This window comes from Variovorax frigidus (assembly GCF_051216515.1).
Lineage (GTDB): Bacteria > Pseudomonadota > Gammaproteobacteria > Burkholderiales > Burkholderiaceae_C > Variovorax.
This window is the reverse complement of sequence record NZ_JBPJZF010000004.1, coordinates 60,415-85,410: the sequence shown is the minus strand read 5'-3', so window position 1 is coordinate 85,410 and position 24,996 is coordinate 60,415. Positions and strand designations below refer to the sequence as shown.

The 24,996-nt window shown below is 67.9% G+C and carries 23 protein-coding genes; 11 read left to right on the top strand and 12 right to left on the bottom strand.

What is annotated here, in order from left to right:
* Positions 1 to 9 precede the first annotated feature (9 nt).
* Both ACSFBC_RS12840 and ACSFBC_RS12835 read left to right on the top strand, forming a co-directional pair.
* A complete protein-coding gene (locus ACSFBC_RS12840; protein ID WP_435510722.1) occupies positions 10 to 888 on the top strand; it encodes an OmpA family protein in 879 nt (292 codons plus the stop codon).
* Between the two features lie 646 nt (positions 889 to 1,534).
* Positions 1,535 to 2,173, top strand: coding sequence for a DUF6806 family protein (locus ACSFBC_RS12835; RefSeq protein WP_435510721.1), 639 nt, complete (start codon positions 1,535 to 1,537; stop codon positions 2,171 to 2,173).
* Positions 2,174 to 2,262: 89 nt separating this feature from the next.
* Here ACSFBC_RS12835 and ACSFBC_RS12830 read toward each other — a convergent pair whose 3' ends face one another.
* The 4 genes from ACSFBC_RS12830 to ACSFBC_RS12815 form a co-directional block, all read right to left on the bottom strand.
* Complete coding sequence (locus tag ACSFBC_RS12830) at positions 2,263 to 4,476, bottom strand: Ig-like domain-containing domain (RefSeq protein ID WP_435510720.1); 2,214 nt, start codon at positions 4,474 to 4,476, stop codon at positions 2,263 to 2,265.
* Positions 4,477 to 4,586: 110 nt separating this feature from the next.
* A complete protein-coding gene (locus tag ACSFBC_RS12825) occupies positions 4,587 to 5,363 on the bottom strand; it encodes a PA3715 family protein (protein ID WP_435510719.1) in 777 nt (258 codons plus the stop codon).
* Positions 5,364 to 5,370: 7 nt separating this feature from the next.
* Positions 5,371 to 6,162 (bottom strand): glutamate racemase, encoded by a 792-nt coding sequence (gene murI / locus ACSFBC_RS12820; protein ID WP_435511168.1) that lies wholly within the window; start codon positions 6,160 to 6,162, stop codon positions 5,371 to 5,373.
* A gap of 2 nt (positions 6,163 to 6,164) precedes the next feature.
* Positions 6,165 to 7,718, bottom strand: coding sequence for a fumarate hydratase (locus ACSFBC_RS12815; protein ID WP_435510718.1), 1,554 nt, complete (start codon positions 7,716 to 7,718; stop codon positions 6,165 to 6,167).
* 329 nt (positions 7,719 to 8,047) lie between these two features.
* Between ACSFBC_RS12815 and ACSFBC_RS12810 the strand changes: the two genes are divergently transcribed.
* Positions 8,048 to 8,407 carry a hypothetical protein gene (locus ACSFBC_RS12810; protein ID WP_435510717.1) on the top strand — a complete coding sequence of 120 codons (360 nt, stop codon included), beginning with the start codon at positions 8,048 to 8,050 and terminating at the stop codon, positions 8,405 to 8,407.
* A gap of 6 nt (positions 8,408 to 8,413) precedes the next feature.
* On the opposite strand, the gene proX is transcribed toward ACSFBC_RS12810, so the two are convergent.
* From proX to proV, 3 genes are read right to left on the bottom strand one after another with little or no spacing between them, the layout of a single operon-like run.
* Positions 8,414 to 9,427, bottom strand: coding sequence for a glycine betaine/L-proline ABC transporter substrate-binding protein ProX (gene proX, locus ACSFBC_RS12805; protein WP_435510716.1), 1,014 nt, complete (start codon positions 9,425 to 9,427; stop codon positions 8,414 to 8,416).
* A gap of 23 nt (positions 9,428 to 9,450) precedes the next feature.
* A complete protein-coding gene (gene proW, locus ACSFBC_RS12800) occupies positions 9,451 to 10,626 on the bottom strand; it encodes a glycine betaine/L-proline ABC transporter permease ProW (protein WP_435510715.1) in 1,176 nt (391 codons plus the stop codon).
* Positions 10,627 to 10,649: 23 nt separating this feature from the next.
* Positions 10,650 to 11,903, bottom strand: coding sequence for a glycine betaine/L-proline ABC transporter ATP-binding protein ProV (proV, locus tag ACSFBC_RS12795; protein ID WP_435510714.1), 1,254 nt, complete (start codon positions 11,901 to 11,903; stop codon positions 10,650 to 10,652).
* Positions 11,904 to 12,449: 546 nt separating this feature from the next.
* On the opposite strand from proV, the gene fumC reads away from it, so the two are divergent.
* The gene (gene fumC / locus ACSFBC_RS12790; RefSeq protein WP_435510713.1) at positions 12,450 to 13,847 is read left to right on the top strand and encodes a class II fumarate hydratase; all 1,398 of its coding nucleotides are present in this window, start codon (positions 12,450 to 12,452) and stop codon (positions 13,845 to 13,847) included.
* 192 nt (positions 13,848 to 14,039) lie between these two features.
* On the opposite strand, the gene ACSFBC_RS12785 is transcribed toward fumC, so the two are convergent.
* Positions 14,040 to 14,657, bottom strand: coding sequence for an NAD(P)-dependent oxidoreductase (locus ACSFBC_RS12785; protein ID WP_435510712.1), 618 nt, complete (start codon positions 14,655 to 14,657; stop codon positions 14,040 to 14,042).
* A gap of 104 nt (positions 14,658 to 14,761) precedes the next feature.
* Between ACSFBC_RS12785 and ACSFBC_RS12780 the strand changes: the two genes are divergently transcribed.
* On the top strand, positions 14,762 to 15,679 hold the full coding sequence (locus ACSFBC_RS12780) for a LysR family transcriptional regulator (RefSeq protein ID WP_435510711.1): 918 nt from the start codon (positions 14,762 to 14,764) through the stop codon (positions 15,677 to 15,679).
* Positions 15,680 to 15,703: 24 nt separating this feature from the next.
* On the opposite strand, the gene ACSFBC_RS12775 is transcribed toward ACSFBC_RS12780, so the two are convergent.
* Entirely contained in the window at positions 15,704 to 16,330 is a 627-nt protein-coding gene (locus ACSFBC_RS12775) for a YqhA family protein (RefSeq protein ID WP_435510710.1), read from the bottom strand.
* 152 nt (positions 16,331 to 16,482) lie between these two features.
* Between ACSFBC_RS12775 and acs the strand changes: the two genes are divergently transcribed.
* Entirely contained in the window at positions 16,483 to 18,489 is a 2,007-nt protein-coding gene (acs, locus tag ACSFBC_RS12770) for an acetate--CoA ligase (protein ID WP_435510709.1), read from the top strand.
* A gap of 98 nt (positions 18,490 to 18,587) precedes the next feature.
* Positions 18,588 to 19,082, top strand: coding sequence for a LapA family protein (locus ACSFBC_RS12765; protein WP_435510708.1), 495 nt, complete (start codon positions 18,588 to 18,590; stop codon positions 19,080 to 19,082).
* A gap of 12 nt (positions 19,083 to 19,094) precedes the next feature.
* Here ACSFBC_RS12765 and ACSFBC_RS12760 read toward each other — a convergent pair whose 3' ends face one another.
* Positions 19,095 to 19,400: a c-type cytochrome gene (locus tag ACSFBC_RS12760; RefSeq protein ID WP_435510707.1), complete on the bottom strand. Its 306-nt coding sequence runs from the start codon at positions 19,398 to 19,400 to the stop codon at positions 19,095 to 19,097.
* Positions 19,401 to 19,504: 104 nt separating this feature from the next.
* Here ACSFBC_RS12760 and ACSFBC_RS12755 point away from each other — a divergent pair, with 104 nt between their 5' ends.
* On the top strand, positions 19,505 to 19,759 hold the full coding sequence (locus ACSFBC_RS12755) for a TIGR04438 family Trp-rich protein (protein WP_435510706.1): 255 nt from the start codon (positions 19,505 to 19,507) through the stop codon (positions 19,757 to 19,759).
* A 9-nt stretch (positions 19,760 to 19,768) separates the two neighbouring features.
* Here the strand turns inward: ACSFBC_RS12755 and ACSFBC_RS12750 are convergent, their stop codons facing one another.
* Entirely contained in the window at positions 19,769 to 20,545 is a 777-nt protein-coding gene (locus ACSFBC_RS12750) for a PP2C family protein-serine/threonine phosphatase (RefSeq protein WP_435510705.1), read from the bottom strand.
* A 137-nt stretch (positions 20,546 to 20,682) separates the two neighbouring features.
* On the opposite strand from ACSFBC_RS12750, the gene ACSFBC_RS12745 reads away from it, so the two are divergent.
* Together ACSFBC_RS12745 and ACSFBC_RS12740 are read left to right on the top strand one after the other, a co-directional pair.
* Entirely contained in the window at positions 20,683 to 20,886 is a 204-nt protein-coding gene (locus tag ACSFBC_RS12745; RefSeq protein WP_435511167.1) for a DUF465 domain-containing protein, read from the top strand.
* Positions 20,887 to 21,002: 116 nt separating this feature from the next.
* Positions 21,003 to 23,000, top strand: a complete 1,998-nt coding sequence (locus tag ACSFBC_RS12740; RefSeq protein ID WP_435511166.1) for a DNA repair helicase YoaA — start codon at positions 21,003 to 21,005, stop codon at positions 22,998 to 23,000.
* A 34-nt stretch (positions 23,001 to 23,034) separates the two neighbouring features.
* On the opposite strand, the gene ACSFBC_RS12735 is transcribed toward ACSFBC_RS12740, so the two are convergent.
* Positions 23,035 to 23,844: an outer membrane protein assembly factor BamD gene (locus ACSFBC_RS12735; RefSeq protein WP_435510704.1), complete on the bottom strand. Its 810-nt coding sequence runs from the start codon at positions 23,842 to 23,844 to the stop codon at positions 23,035 to 23,037.
* Between the two features lie 23 nt (positions 23,845 to 23,867).
* Here ACSFBC_RS12735 and ACSFBC_RS12730 point away from each other — a divergent pair, with 23 nt between their 5' ends.
* Positions 23,868 to 24,893 carry an RluA family pseudouridine synthase gene (locus tag ACSFBC_RS12730; RefSeq protein WP_435511165.1) on the top strand — a complete coding sequence of 342 codons (1,026 nt, stop codon included), beginning with the start codon at positions 23,868 to 23,870 and terminating at the stop codon, positions 24,891 to 24,893.
* Positions 24,894 to 24,996: the final 103 nt, after the last annotated feature.

Here is a 24,996-nt window from a genome sequence, read left to right as displayed (position 1 = left end):
GAGTCCATCATGAAAATTCAAATGACCCCCTTCTATGCACGAGCCCTGTCGCTCGCAATGGCTGCATGCCTGACGTTCGCGCTTGGCGGTTGCGCCACCAGCTACAGCATTTCCCCTGAAGCGCAGGCCAATGCAGCAGCGGAGAATCCAGCCCCTCCCAGGGAGGATGAATTCCCGGCGCTGAACTCGGCCAAATGGTCGCAGGGCAGTTTTCCAGGCATCGAAGCGCTCCGCGCGATGCGCACCGGCATGGGAAAAGACCAGGTCCGCGAGCTTTTGGGTTGGCCCCACTTCAGTGAAGGGTTGGCGGGTGTGCGGGAGTGGAACTACATCTTCCATTTCCGAAGGGGTGTGGGTCCGGACTACATCACCTGCCAGTACATGGTCCGATTCAACAAGGACGTGCTGACCATCGGGATGTATTGGAAAGGCCCCGACTGTGCGGCGTTGCTCAATCCGGCGCGTGTCGCAGTTCCTGCTGCCGTGCCATCGCCACTTCCTGCTCCGATGGCGAAGATGGCCCTGGGTGCCGATGGCCTCTTTCGCTTCGACCGCAGCGCGGAAGGCGACCTGTTGCCGGAAGGGCGCGATCGCATTGCGAAGCTGGCCGCGGATCTGCGCGGACTACCCTTCGATCGCGTGCTGGTGACCGGCCATACGGATCGACTGGGCAACGATGCCTACAACGATGCCCTGTCGCTGATGCGGGCCCGGACGGTTCGGGCGCTGCTGATTCAAAACGGCGTCGACGCAACCAAGGTGCGCGCTGAGGGCAGAGGCAAGAGAGAACCTGTGGCGAACTGCGCTGGCAAACAGGCCGCGACTGAAATGGTCGCATGCCTGCAGCCGGACCGTCGTGTGGAAATCGAGGTTGTCTATCCTCGGTAGCGCGCTTCGTGCAGGCTTGCTGGATTACCGATCCATAGCGCGGTCCCGCGTGCAGGCGAAGGGGGGCGGGGCGATGTGCTGATGCTGCAGCGGTTCGATCGCGACTCCGCCGACAAGGCCTACCTGCGTTTCGGTCTCGTCAGTGGCCTGAGCGCACTCGACTGCGGCGACAGCCCCCTGGACCCGGGACCTTTTTCGAGGTACTTCGGAACGTGCCGGCAGGGATTGGCGCCATCGGGCCGGTAGCCCCACGGTTCGGCGAGCTTGAACATCTTGCGAATGCAGCCGATTGCTTGCACAGGAAGCCGGAACCGGGTGTCACGCAGTGCCACGTCTGTGGATCGAGGCTGCGCCGCATCGACCGCCGTTTTCGCCAGTTTGATCCTGGCCATGATTGCTCCTTGGAGTTGCCCGATTTCCAGGAGCCAGGCGGGGGCCAAGCGAAAGGGAGTCGGGTCGATTTGCATCAAGCACCCGGGTATCATCAAGACAAGATGCCCCTATGAAAACCTGCCTCGGGGGGATTGATCCAAGCCCGGAGTGCCTCGGTGCAGTGCCGATGCTCCGGCTTAAAATCCGCCGCCTTTAGACGGGCATACGGCTTCGATTCCCGTTCCGGGCACCATCAACTACAAGGGAGCTAGACATGCCTCGCTACAACGCTCCGTTCGAAATCCATGTGCATGGCGATGTGCCGCTGCGCGCCGACGTGACCTTCGCGCAGATCCAGGAGGCGCTCAAGCCCCTGTGGAAGTACGCCGGCGCCCGTTCGCTGGCCGACGGCGCCACCAGCGCCTACGAGGAAGAAATCGGCATCCGCTTCGAGCAGAAGGAGCACATGCTCCAGATGTGCTGGACCGTGCCGGGCGACGAAGACTTCCGCCAGGAACTCGACGAGATGTGCATGGCGCTCAACGAGCTCGCGGAGCAGGGCGCGGCCATCGAGATCACCTTCTACGACACCGATTTCGACGAGGAAGAGGGCGATCCGGAAGAAGAGTCGCGCGACGACTTCCTGATGCTCTTCGTGGGCCCCAACCCGGCCGCGATCATGCAGGTCCAGCGCGACTTGCTGGTCGAGGACGTGGTGCACCTGATGGAGCGCCATTTCGACGGCGCCGAGCTGGGCGGCGTGGTGGCCGAGATCGACAAGCTCTTCGGCGACCGCTTCGATGCGCTGGTGAATTCGCTCGAGCTGGGCAAGCGCCCCCGCGGCAGCGGTGGCCCGGGCGGCCCGGGTACCGGCGGGCACGGCGGCGGACGCCGCCCGCGCCACCTGCACTGATCACCGGGCCCTGATCGCCACCGCCTTTCTGCGAGGCGGTGGTCGGTGACGGCATGGCACCATCACCGTTTCCCTCCCTGCCTGCCCGCTCAGGGCAGGCGCTGCTCGCCGAACAGGCTGTCGTTCGCCAGCAGCGGGTAGCCCAGCGCCGGCTTGTAGCGCCGATTCCAGTTGTCCGCGAACTTCACCCTTGCCGCGAACCTCGCGATGTCCGTGCGGTCCATCGAGCCCGTGTAGATCGCGCTGGTCTGGTTGGTGGGCGAGACCACGAAGCTGAACGCGGTGCCGGCCTGCGTCAGCACGTCGGGAATCGTGTTGTCCTTGGTGCCACCCAGCGTGATGCTTGCGAGGTAGGGGCCGACGGCGCTGATCTCCCCGGCCACGCCTTCGCCCAGCCCCTTGATGGTGCCGCCGGTGAAGGCGTAGATGGTCTCCTCCTTGCCCAGCCCGCCAGGTGCGCCGATCGTGAAGCCGAGGTCCGCGATCGGGCTGCCCACGACGTCGGTCTGGACCGTCACGATGCTGCCGGCCGGCAGGTTGCGGTCGGCGGTCCAGACGAAGGCCGTTTCCTTGGTGAGGCCGCTGAACTCATCCACGCCGGACTTGCGGTCACGGTCGGTGAAGGTGATCTTCGTGCCGCCGTTCACTGCCTTGAGCAGCACGAAGGCGAAGGCATCCGGTGCTTCGGCATTGGCGCCGACGAAGAGCATGTCGCCGATCGCGAGCGGCGTCGGCTGGCCGGCCGACCGGAAGTTCAGCGTGGTCGCGTCGTTGAAGCCCGCGAAGGCATGGCCGGCCGTGTCGGTGATGGCATTGCCTTCGACCGTCAGGTGGTAATCGGTGTCGGCCTCGAGCGCTTGCGAAGGCACCAAGGTCAGCACATTGAAGTTGCGCTGCACGCGCGCGGCCGGGCTGGCGGCGCTGAAGGTCTCGACCACGCTGCCGTCGGCCTTGCGCAGCGCCAGGCTGCCGCTGCCCAGACGCACGGCCTGGTTGAAGCTCAGCACGATGGAGGCGTCGCGGTTGACGCCGATGCGGTCGTCGGCCGGCGTGGTGCGCCGCAGTTGCGGGCCGGCGGTGTCGACGCGCGGCGCGCCCAGGCGCACCACGAAGCCGCCGAACTTCTGCTCGGTCGCGGGCAGGTCCTTGGAAACGACGCCCGTGGCCGGGTCCCAGACGGTGTCGCCGTTGTCCATCAGCAGCTGGACCTCGGTGCCCGCCGCCACAGGGCCGGGCACGTCGACGATGGTTTCGAAGCTGCCACCCGTGGCCTTGCGCAGCGCCTCGAGGTCGTTCGACAGCTCGACGGGCGCGCTGTTCGCGTTGCCGTCCCAGGCGAACAGCGCGAAGTTGCGGTCGACCAGCGCGCTGCTCGCACCGGGCGGGCCGGCGACGATCAGGTAGCGGCCGTCGGTGCCCTTGTCGATCGAGCGGATGCCGCGTCCGCCGAGCTCGAGTTCGATCGGCGCGCCGAAGCTGGCCTGCGCGGCCGTGCCTGCGAGCAGCGCCGGGGCGTTCTGCACCGGCACGATCAGCGCCTTGGTGCGCGAGCCCTTGTCGGTCAGCGGCGCGCGGAAGCCGAGCCACAGTGCGCTGTCGCCGGGCGCACTGGTCATGCCTTCGATCGAGAAGCCGTCGACGCGCTCCGGCACGATGCCGGCGGCGGCCGAGACCGCGAAGCCGAAGTGGTTGGCGCCGCGGCCGTGGGTGTTGTTGACATCCCAGGCGACCAGCTGTGTCTCGAGCGCGCTGAACTGGCCGACATAGTCGAAGGTCGTCGATGCGCCGGTGCCCTTGATCTTCACCGCGAAAAGGTGCGAGCGCTCGGCCATCGCATCGTCGCCATCCTTCTTGTTGCTGTTGGAGCCGGTGAAGTAGTAGGTGTCGCCGATGCGCGTGGCGGCCTCGAGGTCGAGCTCCTTGCCGAGCGTGGGGCCGTAGAGCGCATAGCTCCATTCGAGCACCGCCGCGCCGCCTGCGCGCGGGTACACGCGCAGCACGTTGGCCTCGTCGTCGGCCACGAGCATGAAGCCGTCGGGCAGCGCGAAGGCCGTCGAAGCATCCGAGGAGCCGGCCGTGGCCTTCGCCGGCGCGGTGAAGGTCTGCGAGGACACCAGTTCGGGCAGCGCGGGGGCCACTGGGTCGACCACGGGCGGCGTCACCGGCTGCACCACGGGCGGCGGGGTGGCTGCGGAAGACGAATCGCTGCCGCCGCCGCATGCAGCGAGCGTCAGTGCGAGGGCGCTGGCGATCAGCAGGCGTTGGAAAGGTGGGGTGGCGGCAGTGCGCGGCAGGGTGGTCATCGGTGCGGACTTCGTGGACGAAACCGCGGATGCTGTCCACCGGATGTGACAGTACCGTGAATGGGCTTGCGGCGACGCCGGTGATGCCGGCTTGTGAGCCGGCTCGGCGCCTAAGGGGCGAGCACGCTCTTCGGCACCTTGAAGCGCTCGCCGTCGTAGCGCAGCACCACGGTCCCGTACTGCGGGGGCTGCGCCTTCTCCGCGCAGCTGCCGTCGTCCTGCACCTGCGCGCGGCTCTGGGTCCGCGTGCGCGAAAGCACGAGGTCGGCGAAGGCGCTGTTGCGGTTCGGCCGGGTCGACAGCATGGTGCGCAGCTGGCGGAAGCGGCCGGTGCAGTCGGCATTCCATTCGCCGCTGTCGCTGTCGAGTTCGATCTCCTGCAGCACCTCCCGCAGCTTGCTGCCCTGTGCCACGTAGAGGCGCAGCGTCTCGCTGGTGAAGGCATCGGCGCGGGTGGTGCCGCGGTAGCGCACGCGCAGCCCGAAGGCACGTGCGTCGGCCGCCAGCACGTAGCGCGCGGTGTCGACCCTGATCTCCTGGATCGCGACGCCGTCTTCGTCCATGGCCTCGGCCTGGAACAGGCGGCTGACCAGCGTGTCGCGTTCGGTGTTGCCGTTGTCGGGCCGTTGCACCAGCAGCACTTCGAGGTCGTAGACCTTGGTGGCCGTCGGGTCGCTCGCGGGGCGCGGCATGGGCAGCACGATCACGATGCGGCCCGGGAAGGCCGGCCATGGCTTGCAGGCGGCCAGCCGTTCGTCGAGCGCGCGGTCCGGATACAGCCGTGCGTGGATGCGCTCGGCCAGGCCGCTTTCGCAGGCCGCGTGTGCGAACGGAACGAAAGCCAGCAGGCCGATCGAGAAGAGGGCGGGGCGCAGCAGGCGTCGCATGGTGGCTTCAGCCCTGATGAAGGCCGCTCGGGCCGAGCCAGCGCATCGCCGCGGCCTGCAAGGGCTCCAGCGGGCCGCTCGATGCAAGTGTCACGCCGCCTATGGCGCCCGGGTCCGCGAGCCGGCCCGCGGCCTGCAGCAGCCGTTGGGTCTGCTGCGCGACGGGCGCGCCGGTGTCGATCAGGCGCACGTCGGCACCCGTGTGCCGGCGCAGCGCTTCGATGGCGAAGGGGTAGTGGGTGCAGCCGAGCACCAGGGTGTCGATCTGTCCGTCGGCGCTGCCGAAGCGGCCGGCCTGATGCACGTAGCGCTCGCACAGCGCCGCGACCTGCGCTTGGTCATCCATCTCGATCGCGCGCGCGAGCCCGTCGCAGGGCACGAGCGTGAAGTGGGCCTGCGCCGCCAGCGCCGCATGCAGCGCCGCGAACTTGGCGCTGGCCAGCGTGCCGCGCGTGGCCAGCACCGCGATGCGGCGTGTGCGGCTCACGGCCACCGCGGGCTTGAGCGCCGGCTCCACGCCCACCAGCGGCAGCGTGGGATGCGCGGCGCGCAGCAGGTGGATGGCGGCGGCGGTCGCGGTGTTGCAGGCCACCACCAGCGCCTTGATGCCGTGCCGCGCGATCAGTTCGCTGGTGACGCTGCGCGTGCGCTCGACCACGTAGGCATCGCCGCGCTCGCCGTAGGGCGCATAGGGCGTGTCGGCGAAATAGACGAAGCGCTCGTGCGGCAGCTCGGCCCGCAGCGCGGCCAGCACGCTGAGGCCGCCGACCCCGCTGTCGAAAACGCCGATCGCGGCCAGGGTCAAACCGCTTCCAGGGTGATGGTCTTGAGCTGGCCCGACGCGATGCGCTTCTGCCACTCGGCCGGGCCGGTGATGTGCACGCTGGTGCCGCCCGCATCGACGGCCACGGTCACGGGCATGTCGACCACGTCGAACTCGTAGATGGCTTCCATGCCGAGGTCCGCGAAGCCGACCACCTTGGCGGTCTTGATCGCCTTGCTCACCAGGTAGGCGGCACCGCCCACGGCCATCAGGTAGGCGCTCCGGTGCTTCTTGATCGCCTCGATGGCCACCGGGCCGCGCTCGGCCTTGCCGATCATCGCGATCAGGCCGGTCTGGGCCAGCATCATCTCGGTGAAGCCGTCCATGCGCGTGGCGGTGGTCGGGCCGGCCGGGCCCACGGCTTCGCCTTCGACCGGGTCGACCGGGCCGACGTAGTAGATGACGCGGTTGGTGAAGTCCACTGGCAGCTTCTCGCCCTTGGCCAGCATGTCGGCGATGCGCTTGTGGGCGGCATCGCGGCCGGTCAGCATCTTGCCGTTGAGCAGCAGCGTGTCGCCCGGCTTCCAGCTCGCCACTTCGGCGGGTGTGAGCGTGTCGAGGTCGACCTTTTTGCTCTTGTTGTAGTCGGGCGTCCAGTCGACGTCGGGCCAGAGGTCGAGCGATGGCGGGTCGAGGTAGACCGCGCCGCTGCCGTCCATCACGAAGTGCGCATGGCGGGTGGCCGCGCAGTTGGGGATCATCGCCACGGGCTTGCTGGCCGCGTGCGTAGGGTACATCTTGATCTTGATGTCGAGCACGGTGGCCAGGCCGCCCAGGCCCTGCGCGCCGATGCCCAGCGCATTGACCTTCTCGTACAGCTCGATGCGCAGCGCCTCGACCTTGCTCAGCTCGGCGCCCGAGGCCTTCTTGGCCTGCAGCTCGTGCATGTCGAGGTCGTCCATCAGGCTTTCCTTGGCCATCAGCGCGGCCTTCTCGGCCGTGCCGCCGATGCCGATGCCCAGCATGCCCGGCGGGCACCAGCCGGCGCCCATGGTGGGCACGGTCTTGAGCACCCAGTCGACGATGTTGTCGCCGGGGTTGAGCATGGCCAGCTTGCTCTTGTTCTCGCTGCCGCCGCCCTTGGCCGCCACCGTGACTTCGAGCGTGTTGCCCGGCACGATCTCGGTGAAGATCACCGCGGGCGTGTTGTCCTTGGTGTTCTTGCGGTCGAACTGCGGATCAGCCACGACCGAGGCGCGCAGCGTGTTGTCGGGGTGGTTGTAGCCGCGGCGCACGCCTTCGTTGATGGCGTCGTCGAGGCTGCCGGTGAAGCCGCCCCAGCGTACGTCCATGCCCACCTTGAGGAACACGTTGACGATGCCGGTGTCCTGGCAGATCGGGCGGTGGCCGGTGGCGCTCATCTTGCTGTTGGTCAGGATCTGCGCAATGGCGTCCTTGGCGGCCGGGCTCTGCTCGCGTTCGTAGGCCTTGGCCAGGTGGGCGATGTAGTCGGCGGGGTGGTAGTAGCTGATGTACTGCAGCGCGGCGCTGATCGATTCGATCAGGTCGGCCTGCTGGATCGTGGTCGTCATGTGGGGAAATCGTTGTAATCGGGGGTCTCGCATTATCCCCTGCACCCCCGCCGGGGATGCACCCCTTGATTCAATGCGAACCGATCAGCGTCCGCCCTTGTACGCGAACACCTGCACCACGCCTCGGCCGGGCGCATGGATGTAGCCATCGTCGACGCTGTTGTGGGTGCGCCAGCGGTACGGGCACCGTGGCCAGTCGGATTGGCTTGGTGGCGCATCCCGATCACACGGGCGCTGCATTGGACGGCCTCTGTCTGGCCGGACCGCGCTGCTATGCTGGGTCGCGCCCTGTCGGGCGTTTACGCACTCAATCTCCGGAGACAAAAACGATGAAGAAGAATCCCGTGTTCCTGCTCGCCCTTGGCGCGATCCTGCTGATCGCAGGCGCGTTTCTGAGTTTCGGCGCCTCGGCGCCGCAGGCCGATGCAGCGACGGTGGCGAAATGCCAGGAGCGCATGAAGGACCAGGGCGCGGAGATGCTGGGGCGATGCAAGGAGTCGGCCTTCGCGACCGCCATGACGGCCACGGATGCCAACGCTGCCGCGCGCGCCATCAGCGCGAGCAACAACAGCGAGGTGGGCGGCAACGCACTGGGCATGTTCCTGCTGGGCCTGGGCCTCGTGCTGGTGGTGACCGGTGGGCTGGCCTGGCGCCAGCGCGCGGCCCTCGGCAGCGTCACCAGGCCCTGACCAAGGCTAACGCGCGGCCGCCCGTGCCTCGGCGATCCAGCCGTCGAACAACTGCTGGTGGACCTTGATCCAGCCGTCGGTGTGCCGCTCGACGTCCTGCTGTGTGCTGGCGCCCTGGCTCATGCGCAGGTTCTGGGCGTTGATGTCGCCGATCGGCAGCTTCATCACCTCGAACAGCTTCGCGGCCGCCGGGTTCTTCTCGGCGAAGGCGCGGTTGGCAACGATCTGCTCCTGGTTGGCCTGGAAGCCGTAGTTTCTGCCATTCGGCAACTGCGTGTCGACGCGGCCTTCCTGCGACGAGGAGAAGGGCACTTGCAGCCACACCACGTCGGTGCCCGGGCGCAGCACGGCGCTCACCCAGTAGGGCGTCCAGGTGTAGTACAGCACCGGCTTGTCCTGCTTGAAACGCGCGATCGTGTCGGCCATCAGTGCGGCATAGCTGCCCTGCTTGTGGGTCACGGTGTCGCGCAGGCCGTAGGCCGCCAGGTGGTTCTCGATCGCCAACTCGCAGCCCCAGCCGGGGTTGCAGCCGGTGAGGTCGGCCTTGCCGTCGCCGTCGGCATCGAACAGCATCGCGATGGCCGGGTCCTTGAGCTGGTCGATGTGGGTGATGCCGTACTGCTCGGCCGTCTTGCGGTCGATCAGGTAGCCCTGCACCGCGCCGTCGGCGTACACGCCCTTGCGCCAGAGCTTGGCGTCGCCGCCGCTGTTCTTGTAGAAATCGGCGTGCAGCAGGCTCCAGTGGTTGGTCATGAAGGTGGCATCGCCATTGGCGATCGCCAGGTGCTCGGTGGCGGGTTCGAGATCCTTCATGGGTTCGACGGTGTAGCCGAGCTGCTCGAGCCCGCGCATCACCAGCAGGGTCTGGAAGGCTTCCTCGGCCAGCGAGCTCTTGAGCGGCTGCACGGTCACGCCCTTGCCGGGCAGGTCGCTGGCCGCATGGGCCATCTGGGTGGCCAGGGCGAAGGCGACGAAGCCGAGGGCCACGAGGCCGCGTGCGATGACATGGATCTTCTTCATGCGTGGGGTTTCTCCAGGGCGACTCATCGGGCTTGGGTGGACAGTGCGGGAGCGGGCGCGCCTGCTTCTCGCGAAGACGGCTTCACCAGCCGCTGCAGCAGATTCAGCGTGAAGCCGGCCGGCCCGGTGTGCCACCAGCGGCGTCCGGCGCTGCGGCGCGACTGGCCCATGGCCTGCGTCAGGCGGTCGAGCGTGATGGCGAGCAGCACGATGCCCAGGCCGCCGACGGTGGCCAGGCCCATGTCGAGCCGGCCGATGCCGCGCAACACCATCTGGCCCAGGCCGCCCACGGCGATCATCGAGGCGATCACCACCATCGAGAGCGACAGCATCAGCGCCTGGTTGATGCCCGCCATGATCGACGGCATGGCCAGCGGGAGTTGCACCTTCACCAGCATCTGCCAGGGCGAGGCACCGTAGGCGCGCGCAGCCTCGATCAGGTCGGGCCGCACCTGGCGCAGGCCGAGGTTGGTCAGGCGCACCAGCGGTGCCAGCGCGAAGATGATGGTCACGATCACACCGGGCACGTTGCCGATGCCGAACAGCATGACCACCGGCACCAGGTAGACGAAGGCCGGCGTGGTCTGCATCGCGTCGAGCATCGGCCGTGTGATGCGCTGGGCGCGGTCGCTGCTCGCGAGCAGCACGCCCAGCGGCAGGCCGACACCCAAGCAGAACACCAGCGAGGTCAGCACCAGCGACAGCGTGACCATGGCCTCGGGCCAGATGCCCAGCATCGCCACGAGCAGCAACGCCACGGCGGTGCCGATCGCGAGCGCGCGGCCCGCGAACTGCCAGGCCAAGAGGCCGATCAGCGCGATCATGGCCAGCGTGGGCAGGCCGGTGAGCAGGCTCTGCACCCCGTTCAGCGTGCTGTCGATGGGCAGGCGCACGGTCTGGAAGAAGGGGCGGCAATGCTCGACCACCCAGCCCAGGCCCTGGTTGATCCAGGCCTCGACCGGCAGCGAGCCGTCCCACAGGCGGTGCAGCGCGAAGCCGCCGGTGCTGGCGTCGGCCGCGCCCGCGAGTGGATGGGCCGCGTTGGCCGGCGCGTCGAGCCAGGCGCTCGTGGCGGCGATGTCGGGCGCGGCGGAAATCGCTTCCCACGGATCGACGGAAGCGGGAGCGGCGGGTGTGTTCAAGGCCGGCGTCGCCAGGTCGGGCGTGTTCAGCTCGGAGGTCAGTGTGCTGTCGTTCATCGTTCAGGTCCTTCTTCGGAAACTCAGTGCGGCTCGGCGGCCAGTGCGGGGGCGGCGTGGGCGGCGACGATTTCGATCGGTGGCGTGTCGCGATCGAGGAACTTGAGCAGCGTGGTCTTGCTGATCGCACCGCAGAAGCGGCCGTCGCTGGCCACCACCGGCAAGGCACAGGGCGCCTGCGCCAGCTGGCCGATCAGGCCGGCCACGGGCGCCTCGGCGTCGATCTGCGGCAGTTCGGCGATGAAGGCGCGCTGCAGACCCAGCGGGCCCGAGTGGCCGTCGAGCGCGCCGCGCAAGGTGTCGGCCGACACCACGCCCAGGAAGCGCTTGGTCGGGCTGGTCACGTAGGCGAAATCGCGGTCCTGATCCTCGAGCAGCTTCAACGCCGCGCGCGCGCCGCGCTCCGGGTGCTCGCACACCACGGTGAGCGACTTGCGCGCGATGTCCGCGGCCTTGAACACCGCCGCCGCATCCACGCCGCGCACGAAGCTGCGCACGTAGTCGTCGGCCGGACTGCGCAGGATCTCGTCGGGCGTGCCGACCTGGATCACGTGGCCGTCCTTCATGATCGCGATGCGGTCGCCGATGCGCATGGCCTCGTCGAGGTCGTGCGAGATGAAGACGATGGTGCGGCGCTGCTCCTGCTGCAGCCGCAGCAGCTCCGACTGCATCTCGGTGCGGATGATCGGGTCGAGCGCGGAGAAGGCCTCGTCCATCAGCAGGATCGACGGATCGGAGGCCAGCGCGCGTGCCAGGCCCACGCGCTGCTGCATGCCGCCCGAGAGCTCGTCGGGATAGCTGTCGCCCCAGCCGGCCAGCCCCACCTGCGCGAGCGCCAGGTCGGCCTGCGCCAGGCGCTCCTTCTTGCCCGCGCCCGAAAGCTCGAGGCCGAAGGCGGTGTTCTCGCGCACCGTCATGTGCGGCATCAGCGCGAAGGACTGGAACACCATGCTGATGTCCTTGCGGCGCAGCGCGCGCAGCTTGGCGTCGGAGTGCTCGTTGATGTCGGCGCCGTCGATCACGATGCGGCCGGCGGTCGGCTCGATCAGCCGATTCAAGAGCCGAACCAGCGTCGACTTGCCCGAACCCGAGAGCCCCATGATGACGAAGATCTCGCCGGCCTGGATCTCGAAGGTGGCGTCGAACACGCCGATCGACTGGCCGGTGCGCGCCAGGATGTCCTTCTTGGAAAAGCCTTGCCGGACCAGTTCCAGGGCCTGTTCCGGCTGGTCGCCGAAGACCTTGAAGACGTGGTCGATGAGAATTCCTTTGGCCATAACGCGGGGCTCCTTGTGTGAGGGTTGAACACGGCACCGCCCCGGGAGGCGGCAACGGCCACGCCATCAACCCATGGAACTGCCGAACAAAGCGCGTGCGATGACCCGGCGAGCCCTATGGGCTGCCGACAGGCACTGAAGACGACATGGCGACGAAACCAGTGCCCGCCGGATGCTTCATTCGCTGAGCGACGGGCCTGGTCGAGGGGCGCCGCCTGGAAGAGCGTGACGTGGCAATGGGGCCGGAAAACATCCGGCCGGTTTGCCGGGCGGGGCCCGGCGAGGACAACCTGGCACCGCGACGGGATTCGAGATCCGCGAGTAGTGCAGGCGGGACCTGGAGCGTCATCAACATGACTTCTAGGTCCGCGAAAGCCTTCGATCATAACTTTTTGACATGATGGATGTCAAGTCGAGGGGTGTACGGTGCTGTAGCCGCGCGGTCAATGGCCGTGTCAGATGAGAGCCATTCTTATCGGGGCGATACTGCGTGCCGCACCCGGCGAGCGGGCGCATTTTTTCTAAGATTGCGGAGCTTTTCTCACCATGACGACTTCCCTCAAGACCCGTGCCGAGCGCGACACCTTCGGTCCGATCGACGTGCCGGCCGACAAGCTGTGGGGCGCGCAAACGCAGCGCTCGCTGCAGAACTTCGATATCTCCGGCGAGCAGCAGCCGCGCGAGATCATCAAGGCGCTGGCCCAGGTCAAGCGCGCGTCGGCCGTGGTGAACCATGCGCTGGGCCTGCAGGACGAGAAGAAGACCCAGGCCATCGTGGCGGCCGCCGATGAGGTCATCGCCGGCAAGCACCCGGGCGAGTTCCCGCTGGTGGTGTGGCAGACGGGCTCGGGCACGCAGACCAACATGAACGTCAACGAGGTGCTGGCCAACCGCGCCAGCGAGATCCTCGGCGGAGAGCGCGGGGAAGGGCGCCTGGTGCACCCGAACGACGACGTCAACCGCAGCCAGTCGAGCAACGACGTGTTCCCGACCGCCATGCACGTGGCCGCCGTCGAAGCCATCACGCACAAGCTGCTGCCCGCCATCGCCAAGCTGCGCGGCACGCTGGACCAGAAGGCCAAGGACTTCGCCGACATCGTGAAGATCGGCCGCACCCACCTGCAGGACGCCACGCCCCTCACGCTGGGCCAGGAGTTCTCGGGCTACGTGGCGCAGCTCGCGCATGGCGAGGCCCACGTACGCGCCGCGCTGCCGCACCTGAGCGAACTGGCGCTGGGCGGCACGGCGGTCGGCACCGGGCTCAATGCGCCCAAGGGCTATGCGGAGCAGGTCGCCGCCGAACTGGCGAAGATCACCGGCCTGCCGTTCGTCACCGCCCCCAACAAGTTCGAAGCCATGGCCAGCGTCGATGCGCTGGTGCATGCCCATGGCGCGCTCAAGACGCTCGCCGCGAGCATGAACAAGATCGCCAACGACGTGCGCTGGCTCGCCAGCGGCCCGCGCAGCGGCATCGGCGAACTGAGCATTCCCGAGAACGAACCCGGTTCGTCGATCATGCCGGGCAAGGTCAACCCGACCCAGAGCGAGGCCGTCACGATGCTGGCCGCGCAGGTGTTCGGCAACGACGTGGCGATCAACATGGGCGGTGCCTCGGGCAACTTCGAACTCAACGTGTTCCGTCCGATGGTGGCGCACAACTTCCTGCAGAGCGTGCGCCTGCTGGCCGACGGCATGGTGAGCTTCAACGACCACTGCGCCGTGGGCATCGAGCCGAACCGCGAACGCATCACGGAACTGGTGCAGCGCTCGCTGATGCTGGTGACCGCGCTGAACACGCACATCGGCTACGACAAGTCGGCCTACATCGCCAAGAAGGCGCACAAGGAAGGCACGAGCCTGCGCGAAGCGGCGATTGCGTCGGGGCACCTGACGGCCGAGCAGTTCGACCAGTGGGTGGTGCCGGAGAACATGACCGGGCGTTGAGCGCGACCCGGCTTCTGCCAGCACACCCCGGCCCCCAGCCTCCCAGCTCCGTTCGCCCTGAGCTTGTCGAAGGGCTGGGCAGGGCGTGCAAGGCTTCGACAAGCTCAGCCCGAACGGATGGGATGGGATGGGATCGGATCGGATCGGATCGGATCGGATGGGATGGGATGGGACGGACCGGCCCGGGTAGTTCTAGTACCCGATCGTGTAGCGCTGGCGCGAATGCGCTGGCTTTTCGAGCTCGTCGATGAACGCGATCGCATAGTCCTCGAAAGTGATCCAGCTGCGGCCTTCGGCGCTCACCAGCAGGTCGTCCTGGCCCAGGCGGAACTTGCCGGTGCGTTCGCCTTCCACGAACTCGGCGGAGGGCGAGAGGAAGGTCCAATCGAGTTCCTTCTCGTTGCGCAGCGCGTCGAGGAACACGCCGCCGGCCGAGGCTTCGGCCTTGTAGGCTTCGGGGAAGTTCGGCGTTTCGATGACCTTGAGGCCGGGCGCCGCGAACAGGCTGCCCGCGCCACCGACCACCAGCAGGCGCTTCACGCCCGCGCGCTTGACCGGCTCGATGAGGGCCGCGGGCGGCACGGTGGCGAAGTGCGCGGCGCTGAACACGGCGTCGTGGCCGGCCAGTGCCTTTTCGAGCGCCGCGGCATCCAGCACGTCGAGGTCGACGGCCTTCACGTTGGCGCGGCCGGCCAGCTTGGCGCTGGCCTGGCGGGCGATGGCGGTCACGGTGTGGCCGCGGCGCAGCGCTTCTTCGAGGAGGCGGCCGCCGGCGCGTCCGGTGGCGCCGATGATGGCAATGTGGCTCATGGAAATCTCCAGCAGAAAGGGGATGGGATGCAGCGCATCTTAGGTTTCTGCTTTCGAAAGAAATACCTCGAAATTCGCGCTTGTTTATTCCTAAAATCGTTCGAATGGACCGATTGAATGCGATGCGGGTGTTCGTGAACGTGGTGGATGCCGGCAGCCTTTCGGCCGCAGCCGACAAGCTCGACATGTCCCGCCCGGTTGTCACACGCTACGTGGCCGAGCTCGAGCAATGGACCGGTGCGCGGCTGCTCCACCGAACCACGCGCCGCCTGAGCCTCACGGCCGCGGGCGAAGAACTGCTGCCGCGTTGCCGCCAGGTGCTGGAGCTCACCGGCGACATGCAGGCCGCGGTGCGCAATCCGGCCGAGGCGCCGCGCGGCCAGTTGCGCATCACCACCGGCACCGCGTTCGCGCAGGCGCAATTGGCCGACGCGATCGCGGACTACGTCCAGCTTTATCCAGGCGTGACGGTCGACCTGGTGCTGCTGGACCGCACGGTCAACCTGGTCGACGAGCGCATCGATCTCGCGGTGCGCACCGCGGCCGAGATCGACCCCAACCTGATCGCGCGCCGCCTCACCGTGTGCCGTTCGGTGGTGTGCGCGTCACCGGCGTATCTGGCCGCGCACGGCCGGCCGCTGCGGGTGGAGGAATTGGCCGAGCGCAACTGCCTCACGCATTCCTACTTCAGCCGCAGCCTCTGGAACTTCACGCGCAAGGACGACGGCACGCCGGTGTCGGTGGCCGTGGGCGGCAACGTGTCGGCCAACGACGCGGTGAGCCTGATGCAGCTGGCGCGGGCCGGTGCGGGCATCACGATGCTGCCGACCTACCTCACGCCGGCGCAGCTGCAGTCGGGCGCGCTGGTGCCGCTGTTTCCCGACCACGAGCCGCAGGTGATCGGCCTGCACGCGGTGTATGCCTCCAGAAAGCACATGCCGGCCACGCTGCGGACCATGCTCGACTTTCTGGCCGAACGCTTCACCGAGGTGCCGGCATGGGACCGGCCGCTGGCCGGGTAGGGCCGCAGGTGGCGTCGGGCGGGTTCAGTGCCGCCCGCTGTCGTGCGTCGTCATCAGCTTGTCGGTATAGGCGATGGCGATGGCCGACAGCAGGAAGGTGATGTGGATCACGGTTTGCGCGATCAGCACGCGGTCGGTGTAGTTGTCCGCGTTGATGAAGGTCTTGAGCAGGTGGATCGAGCTGATGCCGATGATGGCCGTGGCCAGCTTGACCTTGAGCACCGAAGCGTTCACGTGGCTCAGCCATTCGGGCTGGTCGCGGTGGCCTTCGAGCTCCATGCGGCTCACGAAGGTCTCGTAGCCGCCCACGATCACCATGATCAGCAGGTTGGAGATCATCACCACGTCGATCAGCGCCAGCACCACCAGCATGATCACCGTCTCGTTGAGCGAGGTGACCGGTGCGCTGGTCTTGTAGCCGATGCTGTTGATCAGCGCCTGCAGCGCGGTCTGGCTGCCGAAGGCGGCTTCCACCAGATGCAGCAACTCGACCAGGAAGTGCACCACGTACACCGCCTGCGCAATGATCAGGCCCAGGTACAGCGGCAGCTGCAGCCATCGGCTCGCGAAGATGAGCTTGGGCAGCGGGCGCAGCGGGGAGCGGCGCGCGACGGGTGGGTTCAGAGGGTCGTTACGGTCGGGAGCGGACATCGCGGAGTGGGGAAGCGGAGGACGCGCGATTCTAGGGGGGCGCCATGTCGCAGGAAGGGAAGCCCTTACCGGCGCTACCATGTCCCGTCAGTCGTCCGTAAGTGCCAACGCCGACATTACGCCCGCATTCCATCCCCCGGCAGGAGACAACAATGAGCCAAACATCGAACATCGAATCCGTCCTGGTCGAGAACCGCGTGTTCCCGCCCGATGCACGGGCCCAGCAGGGCGCCCGCATCAGCGGCATGGCCGCCTACGACGCGCTGTGCACCGAGGCCGCGCAGAATCCAGACGCCTTCTGGTCGCGCCTGGCGCGCGAGAACCTGGACTGGACCAAGCCCTTCACCCGCACGCTCGACGAATCGAACGCGCCCTTCTACCAATGGTTCGGCGACGGCGAGCTCAACGCCTCGGCCAACTGCCTCGACAGGCACATGGGCACACCGGTCGAGCACAAGACCGCGATCGTGTTCGAGGCCGACGACGGCAGCGTCACGAAGATCAGCTACCGCGACCTGCTGACCCGGGTGTGCCAGTTCGCGAACGCGCTCAAGGCCGAGGGCATCCAGAAGGGCGACCGCGTCATCATCTACATGCCGATGACGGTCGAGGGCGTGATCGCGATGCAGGCCTGCGCGCGCATCGGCGCCACCCACAGCGTGGTGTTCGGCGGCTTCTCCGCCAAGGCGCTGCAGGAACGCATCATCGATGCCGGCGCGGTCGCGGTCATCACCGCCAACTACCAGTTGCGCGGCGGCAAGGAACTGCCGCTCAAGGCCATCGTCGACGACGGCATCGCGCTGGGCGGCTGCGAATCGATCAAGAGCGTGCTGGTCTACGAGCGCACGCTCAGCGACTGGAAGCGCGTCGAAGGCCGCGACAAGACCTTCGACGAAGCGATCTCGGCGCTCGAAGGCCAGAGCCACGAGTGCCCGCCCGAACCGGTGGGCGCCGAGCACCCGCTGTTCATCCTCTACACCTCGGGCTCGACCGGCAAGCCCAAGGGCGTGCAGCACGCCACCGGCGGCTATCTGCTGTGGGCCAAGCTCACGATGGACTGGACCTTCGACCTGCGGCCCGACGACGTGTTCTGGTGCACCGCCGACATCGGCTGGATCACGGGCCACACCTACGTCGCCTACGGCCCGCTGGCCGCGGGCGCCACGCAGGTGGTGTTCGAGGGTGTCCCGACCTTCCCGCACGCCGGCCGCTTCTGGCAGATGATCGAGAAGCACAAGGTGTCGATCTTCTACACCGCGCCCACGGCCATCCGCTCGCTGATCAAGGCCGCCGAATCCGACGAGAAGGTGCATCCGAAGAACTGGGACCTGTCCAGCCTGCGCATCCTCGGCTCGGTCGGCGAGCCGATCAATCCCGAAGCCTGGATGTGGTACCACCGGAACATCGGCCGCGAGAAATGTCCGATCGTCGACACCTTCTGGCAGACGGAAACGGGTGGCCACGTGATCACGCCGCTGCCGGGCGCCACGCCGCTGGTGCCGGGCTCGTGCACGCTGCCGCTGCCGGGCATCGCCGCGGCCATCGTCGACGAGACCGGCAAGGACCTGCCCAACGGCGCGGGTGGCATGCTGGTGATCAAGCGGCCCTGGCCCTCGATGATCCGCACCATCTGGAACGACCCCGAGCGTTTCAAGAAGAGCTACTTTCCCGAGGAGATGGGCGGCACGATCTACCTGGCGGGCGACGGCGCGGTGCGCAGCGAAGACCGCGGCTACTTCCGCATCACGGGCCGCATCGACGACGTGCTCAACGTGTCGGGCCACCGCCTGGGCACGATGGAGATCGAATCGGCGCTGGTCGCCAAGACCGACCTGGTGGCCGAGGCCGCCGTGGTGGGCCGGCCCGACGACGTGACCGGCGAGGCGGTCTGCGCCTTCGTGGTGCTCAAGCGCGGCCGTCCGACCAGCGACGAGGAGGCGAAGAAGCTCGCCACCGAGCTGCGCAACTGGGTGGCCAAGGAGATCGGCCCGATCGCCAAGCCCAAGGACATCCGCTTCGGCGAGAACCTGCCCAAGACGCGCAGCGGCAAGATCATGCGGCGCCTGCTGCGCTCGCTGGCCAAGGGCGAGGCGATCACGCAGGACACTTCGACGCTGGAGAACCCCGCCATCCTCGAGCAGCTGGGCAAGGCCTACTGACGTGAGCACGGCGGCCCATGCGCCGCTGTCCCACATGGGCCTGGAGGCCCATGCGTTAAAACCCCGTCTTCATTGTCTTTGGTGAAAGGGAGGACCGCATGGGTCTGAGAACAGGTATTTTGTTGTTGGTGGTGCTGGTGATCGCGGCGCTGGCCGCGCTCAATTGGGGCTGGATCGCCAGTCCCGTGCTCATGTCGCTGGGCTTCATGCAGGTCACGGCGCCGCTCGGGCTGATCATGCTGGGCCTGACGGTGCTGCTGGGCATCCTCTTCGTGGCCTATGTGGTCTATCTGCAGAGTTCGGTGCTGCTCGAGACGCGCCGCCACACGCGCGAGATGCAGGCCCAGCGCGACCTGGCCGACAAGGCCGAGGCCTCGCGCTTCACCGAGCTGCGCAATTTCCTCGAGGCCCAGGAGAATACCCACATGAGCCGCAACGCCGAACGGCACGCGGCGCTGCTGGCGCGGGTCGAGCAACTCGAAGCCTCGCTGCGCCAGCGCGGCGACCAGACCGACAACACCATGGCGGCCCACATGGGCCAGCTGGAAGACCGGCTGGAACGCCGGGCGGGCGGGCCCGAGCCGCGCTTCTGAACCGCGACCGCCTTACTTGGTCGAGAGGATCCAGCCCGCCAGCTTCTTGGCGTCGGCCTCGCTGACCTGGTTGTTGGCCGGCATCGGCACCGGCCCCCAGACGCCGGCGCCGCCCTTGCGAATCTTGCTGGCCAGGGTGTCGACCGCGCCCTTGTCTTCCTTGTACTTCGCGGCCACGTCCTTGAAGGACGGGCCGAGCACCTTGCGTTCCACCGCATGGCAGCTCATGCAGTTCTTCGAGCTGGCCAAGGCCAGATCGGCAAAGGCCGGCGCCGCCAGACCGAGGCTCAGGAGGGCGACCGACAGGACTTTTTTCATGGGAAGGTTCTTCGCGGGGGCTGGGTTACATTGGGTGCCAGGCGATTGTAGGGAGCCATGCAAAGGCTCCCTTCGCGTGCCGACAAACCCTGAAGGGATTCGCGATGTGGTTTCTGTTGTTGGGCCTGTTGGGCATCGGCCTCAAGTACTTCGAGGTGGGCGCGGTGGCCGGCTGGAGCTGGTGGATCGTGCTGTCGCCCTTTGCGCTGGCGCTGGCCTGGTGGGCCTGGGCCGACTCTTCGGGCTACACCAAGCGCAAGGTGATGGAGCGCGAAGAGAAACGCAAGCAGGTGCGCATCGATCGCCAGCGCGTCAACATGGGTCTGTCGACCCGCGACGGCCCGCGCTCGCGGCGTTGAGCGGCGAAGCTAGTGCGCCGGCTCTTCAGGCAGCGCTTCGATCTTGAGCACGGCCAGCGAGATGTTGTCGCCGCCCCCTCGCGCGCGGCGCCGCGCTTCGTCCACCAACAGTTCGGCAGCCGTGCGCGGTGGCTGTTCGGCCAGCACCGCACCCATTTCCTCGTTGTCGAAGTAGTGCCACAAACCGTCGCTGCAGGCCAGCAGCAGATCGCCCGGCTCCAGCTGGGGAATGAAGTGGAGCGCCACTGGCGGCGGTGTGCTGGTCATGCCGAGGCAGCCCAGCAGGATGTTGCCCTGCGGATGCACGTTGGCCTGCATTTCGGTGATCTCGCCGCGGTCGATCAGCGTCTGGACGTAGGAGTGGTCGCGGGTGCGCTGCACGAGCCGGCCGTGGCGGAAATGGTAGATGCGTGAATCGCCGGCGTGGATCCAGGTGCAATCGCCCTTGGGATTCACCAGGAAGGCGGCCAGCGTGCTGTGCGGTTCCTGCTCGCTCGACAGCGCCGTGAGCTTGATGACGGTGTGCGCTTCGTCCAGCAACTGGCGCAGCAGCGCGGAGGCATCGTCGTGCGTGGGCCGATAGCGCGCGAACAGCTGCTGCGCGGTCATGAGCACCTGGTCGGATGCCTTGCGGCCGCCGCTGCGGCCACCCATGCCGTCGGCGATCACGCCCAGCACGCAGCCGACGACGCGGGGGTGGCTGAGCACGGCGACCTGGTCCTGCTGATAGGGCCGGTCGCCCTTGTGCAGGGCGGTGGCGGCGGAGAGTCGAAAACCTCGTGTCATGACGCTGATGCGCCGATGGCGCGCTGGTAGGGGCGGGCATCGCGGGGGGCGATGCGAGGACGTATTATCGAGTGAAGCTGCGCCGTCGCCGACCGCGCCAGGCCCGGCCCACGCCGATGCCCGACTTATTGCGCTCCTTGGACTCCAATCTTCATTTCCCTTCCCGCCAACTGATCGCACTGCGCATGGAGCATGCCGATCTCGACGCCACGGTCGATCGGCTGGACGGCCTGATGCCGCAGGACGAACTGCTGTTGCGTCGTCTCAAGAAGCGGCGCCTGGCGCTGCGCGATCAGATCGCGCGTCTCGAGCGCACGATGGATCCGAAAGAGCCTGCCTGATGGTGTCCGACACCGATGCCGGCTCGGCGTGGGACGACGATGAAGACGATGCCGCACTGATGGGCGGCGCGCCGACACGCGACCGGCCACGCGCTGCCGCGGGCGGGTTGTCCGAGATGGTGGCCGAGGTCTTCGCGGAAGGGGGGGCGCTCTCGCATGCGGCCGACGAGTTCCGCGAACGCCACGGCCAGACCCAGATGGCGCTGGCCGTGGCGCGCACCATCGACGAGGGCGGTGTGCTGGTGGTCGAGGCCGGGACCGGCGTCGGCAAGACGTTCTCCTATCTGGTGCCGGCGCTGCTGAGCGGCGAACGTGTGCTGCTCTCGACCGCGACCAAGACCTTGCAGGACCAGCTTTTCGGCCGCGACCTGCCGCGGCTGGTCGATGCGCTCAAGCTGCCGGTGCGCATGGCGCTGCTCAAGGGGCGCGGCAGCTATCTGTGCCAGCATCGATTGGGGCAGGCGCGGCACGATGCCTCGCTGCCCGAGCGCGGCAGCCTGCGCACGCTGGCCAAGATCGAGCAGTGGGCGACCGCCACCCGCACCGGCGACCTGGCCGAACTGCCGGGCCTGGACGAGCGCTCGCCGCTGCTGCCCCTGATCACCTCGACGCGCGAGAACTGCCTGGGCGCCCAGTGCCCGCAGTTCAAGCCCTGCCACGTCAATGCGGCGCGGCGCGAGGCGCTGGCGGCCGATGTGGTCGTGATCAACCATCACCTTTTCTTTGCCGACCTCGCGGTGCGCGAGTCGGGCATGGCCGAACTGCTGCCCTCGGTGCGCGTCGTCGTGTTCGACGAGGCGCACCAGCTCAACGAGACCGGCGTGCAGTTCCTCGGCGTGCAGATGGGCAGTGGCCAGGCGCTGGACTTCGCGCGCGACGTGCTGGCAGCCGGGCTGCAGCACGCACGCGGACTGGTCGATTGGACCCAACGCGTGGCGGCGGTCGAACGCGCCGCGCGCGAATTGAGGCTTTCGGTCGGCCAGCAATGGCCGGGTGCCAAGCTGCGCTGGGCCGGTCCGGCCCCCGAGGGCGTGGCGCAGGCGCCGTGGCAGGGCGCGCTCGACGAACTGCAGCAGGCCTTCGAGGACGCCGCCGAAGGGCTGGCGACCGTGAGCGAGATCTCGCCGGATTTCGTGCGCCTGCATGAGCGCGCGCAGCAGCTGGCCGAACGGGTCGACCGCTTCGCGCAGCCGTGCGCCCTGGGGTCCGTGCGCTGGGTCGACGTGGGCTCGCAGCTGCGGCTGGTCGAGTCGCCGCTGGACATCGCGGAGGCGGTGCGCAACCGCGTGCTGAAAAAGGGCTCGGACGATGCCGAGGACCGCGGGCGCGCCTGGGTCTTCACCTCGGCCACGCTGGGCGACGATCCGCAGTTGCGCTGGTTCACCGAGCCGTGTGGCCTGACCGATGCCGAGGTGCTGCGGGTCCAGAGCCCGTTCGACTACGCGCGCCAGGCCGCGCTCTACGTGCCGCGGGACTTTCCCAAGCCCAACGATCCGGCGCACGGCGCGCGCGTGGCGGCGCTGGCCGCACGCGGTGCCGCGGTGCTGGGCGGGCGCACGCTGGTCCTCACGACCACCTTGCGCGCACTGCGGACCATCGGCGACGAGATGCGGCGCCGGCTCGAGGGCGTGTCACCCGATCGGCGGCCCGAGGTGCTGGTGCAGGGTGAACTGCCCAAACGCGTACTGATGGACCGTTTCCGCGAAGGTGCGAGCGGCGGTCGTGCGGGCTGCGTGCTGGTGGCATCGGCCTCGTTCTGGGAAGGCTTCGATGCGCCTGGCGACGCGTTGCAGCTGGTGGTGATCGACAAGTTGCCGTTTCCGCCACCCAACGATCCGCTGGTGGAGGCGCGCTCGCAGCGCCTGGAAGCGCAGGGGCGCAATGCCTTCGGCGACTACTCGCTGCCCGAGGCGGCGGTGGCGCTCAAGCAGGGCGCCGGGCGCCTGATCCGGCGCGAGTCGGACCGCGGGGTGCTGGCCATCTGCGACACCCGCCTGGCCGTGATGGGCTACGGCCGCCGGTTGGTGGCCGCCTTGCCGCCCATGCGTCGGCTCGAAGGCGAGGCGGATTTCGATGCGGCCGTGGCCGAGCTCAGGGCCGGCGACCTGGCCTGAGCGCGTCCGAGAACGCCTCAGGTGGAAGTGGTGATTACCAGAGCTTCCACCACGGATCGTCCTTCGTGCGGAAGCCGCGCGAAAGGTACTCGCTCTTGGGGTAATTGGTCGTCAGCACGCGCTTGGCGTCGTCGCGCAGGTCGTCCAGGCCCAGTGCGGCGTACGACTGCACCATGATGTAGAGGGCTTCCTCGAGGGCCGGCACCTCGCGGTAGTCGGCCAGCGCCAGTTGCGAGCGGTTGATGGCCGCCAGGTAGGCGCCGCGCTGGTAGTAGTAGCGCGCCACGTGCACTTCGTACTGGGCCAGCGAATTGACCACGTAGTTCATGCGCTGGCGGGCATCGGGCGTGTAGCGCGATTCGGGGAAGCGCGTGACCAATTCCTTGAAGGCCTGGAACGATTCCTTGGCCGCCTTCTGGTCGCGTTCCGACAGATCCTGGCGCGTCATGAACGCGAACATGCCGAGATCGTCGTTGAAGTTGATCACGCCCTTGAGGTACAGCGCATAGTCGAGCGCCGGGCTGGCCGGATGCAGCTTCATGAAGCGGTCGAGCGTCGCGACGGCTGCGGGCTTCTCGCCGGCCTTGAACTGGGCGTAGGCCTTGTCGAGCTGCGCCTGCTGGGCGAGCGGCGTGCCGGCCGCGCGGCCTTCGAGCTTCTCGTACAGCGGGATCGCCTTGTCGAAGGCGCCCGAGCCGGCCTCGTCCTTGGCCTCGGCGTAAATCTTGTTGGGGCTCCAGTTCGCAGTCTGGTCTACCTTGGCTGTCGAGCAGCCGGCCACCAGCCATGCCGCGGCGCAAAGCGCCATCCAGCTCGGGACCACCGATAATTTGACGCGAAACATCACATGAAGCTTTCTTGAAACAACTGCCCTCGATTATATCGACCGCCCCTTCGGGCGGCGCTTTCCCCCCGACCGACGCGACCGAAGTCGAAGAAGGGGCTGACCCGGGTGAGGCCAGCGAGCTGCGCGCCTTCGCCATCGGCGTGGCGCAGCACGGCCAACGTTTGGACCGTGCATTGGCCGCGCTGGTTCCCGAGTTTTCCCGCAACTACCTGCAGCAGCTGATCGATGCGGGTGCCGTGCTGCTCAAGGGGCGCGTGGTCACCAAGCCCTCGGCCACGGTGCACGTCGGTGAGGCCGGGCAGATCGAACTGCGCCCCACGCCGCAGAGCCAGGCCTTCAAGGCCGAGCCGATGGAGATCCGCGTGGTGCACGAAGACGCCCACCTGCGCGTGATCGACAAGCCCGCCGGGCTGGTGGTGCATCCGGCGCCCGGCCACTGGAGCGGCACGCTGCTCAACGGCCTGCTGGCACTCGACCCGCAGGCGGCACTGCTGCCACGCGCGGGCATCGTGCACCGGCTCGACCGCGACACCAGCGGGCTGATGGTGGTCGCGCGCACGCGCGCCACGATGGATGCGCTGGTGCAGTTGATCGCCGCGCGCGACGTCTCGCGCCAGTACCTCGCCCTGGCGCACAAGCCGTGGCAGGGCGCCGCCGCGCGCCAGGTCGACGCGCCGATCGGGCGCGATCCGCGCAACCGGCTGCGCATGGCGGTGGTCGACCTCGAGCGCCATCCGGGCAAGACCGCACGCACGCTGATCGAGCGGCTCGACGGCACGAACGACGGTTGCGCCGTGCGCTGCACGCTGGAAACCGGGCGCACGCACCAGATCCGCGTGCACATGGCGTCGATCGGCCATCCGCTCGTCGGCGATGCGCTCTACGGTGGCGTCCCGGCGGCCGGCCTGAGCCGTCAGGGACTGCATGCGTTCCGCCTGGCCTTCGTGCATCCGCAGACGAAGCAGCCGATGACCTTTCTGGCGCCGCCGCCCGCCGATCTGCGAGAAGCCTTCCAGACCTGGGGGCTGGATTACAATCGCGCCTGACGGCCCGAGTGCCGCGCCGGCCTTCAGTGCCGGGCTTGCGTTCTGCCCGCCGCGTGCCGGCAACGCCGCTTCTCCATCCCGAGACTTCCATCCACCTGAACGT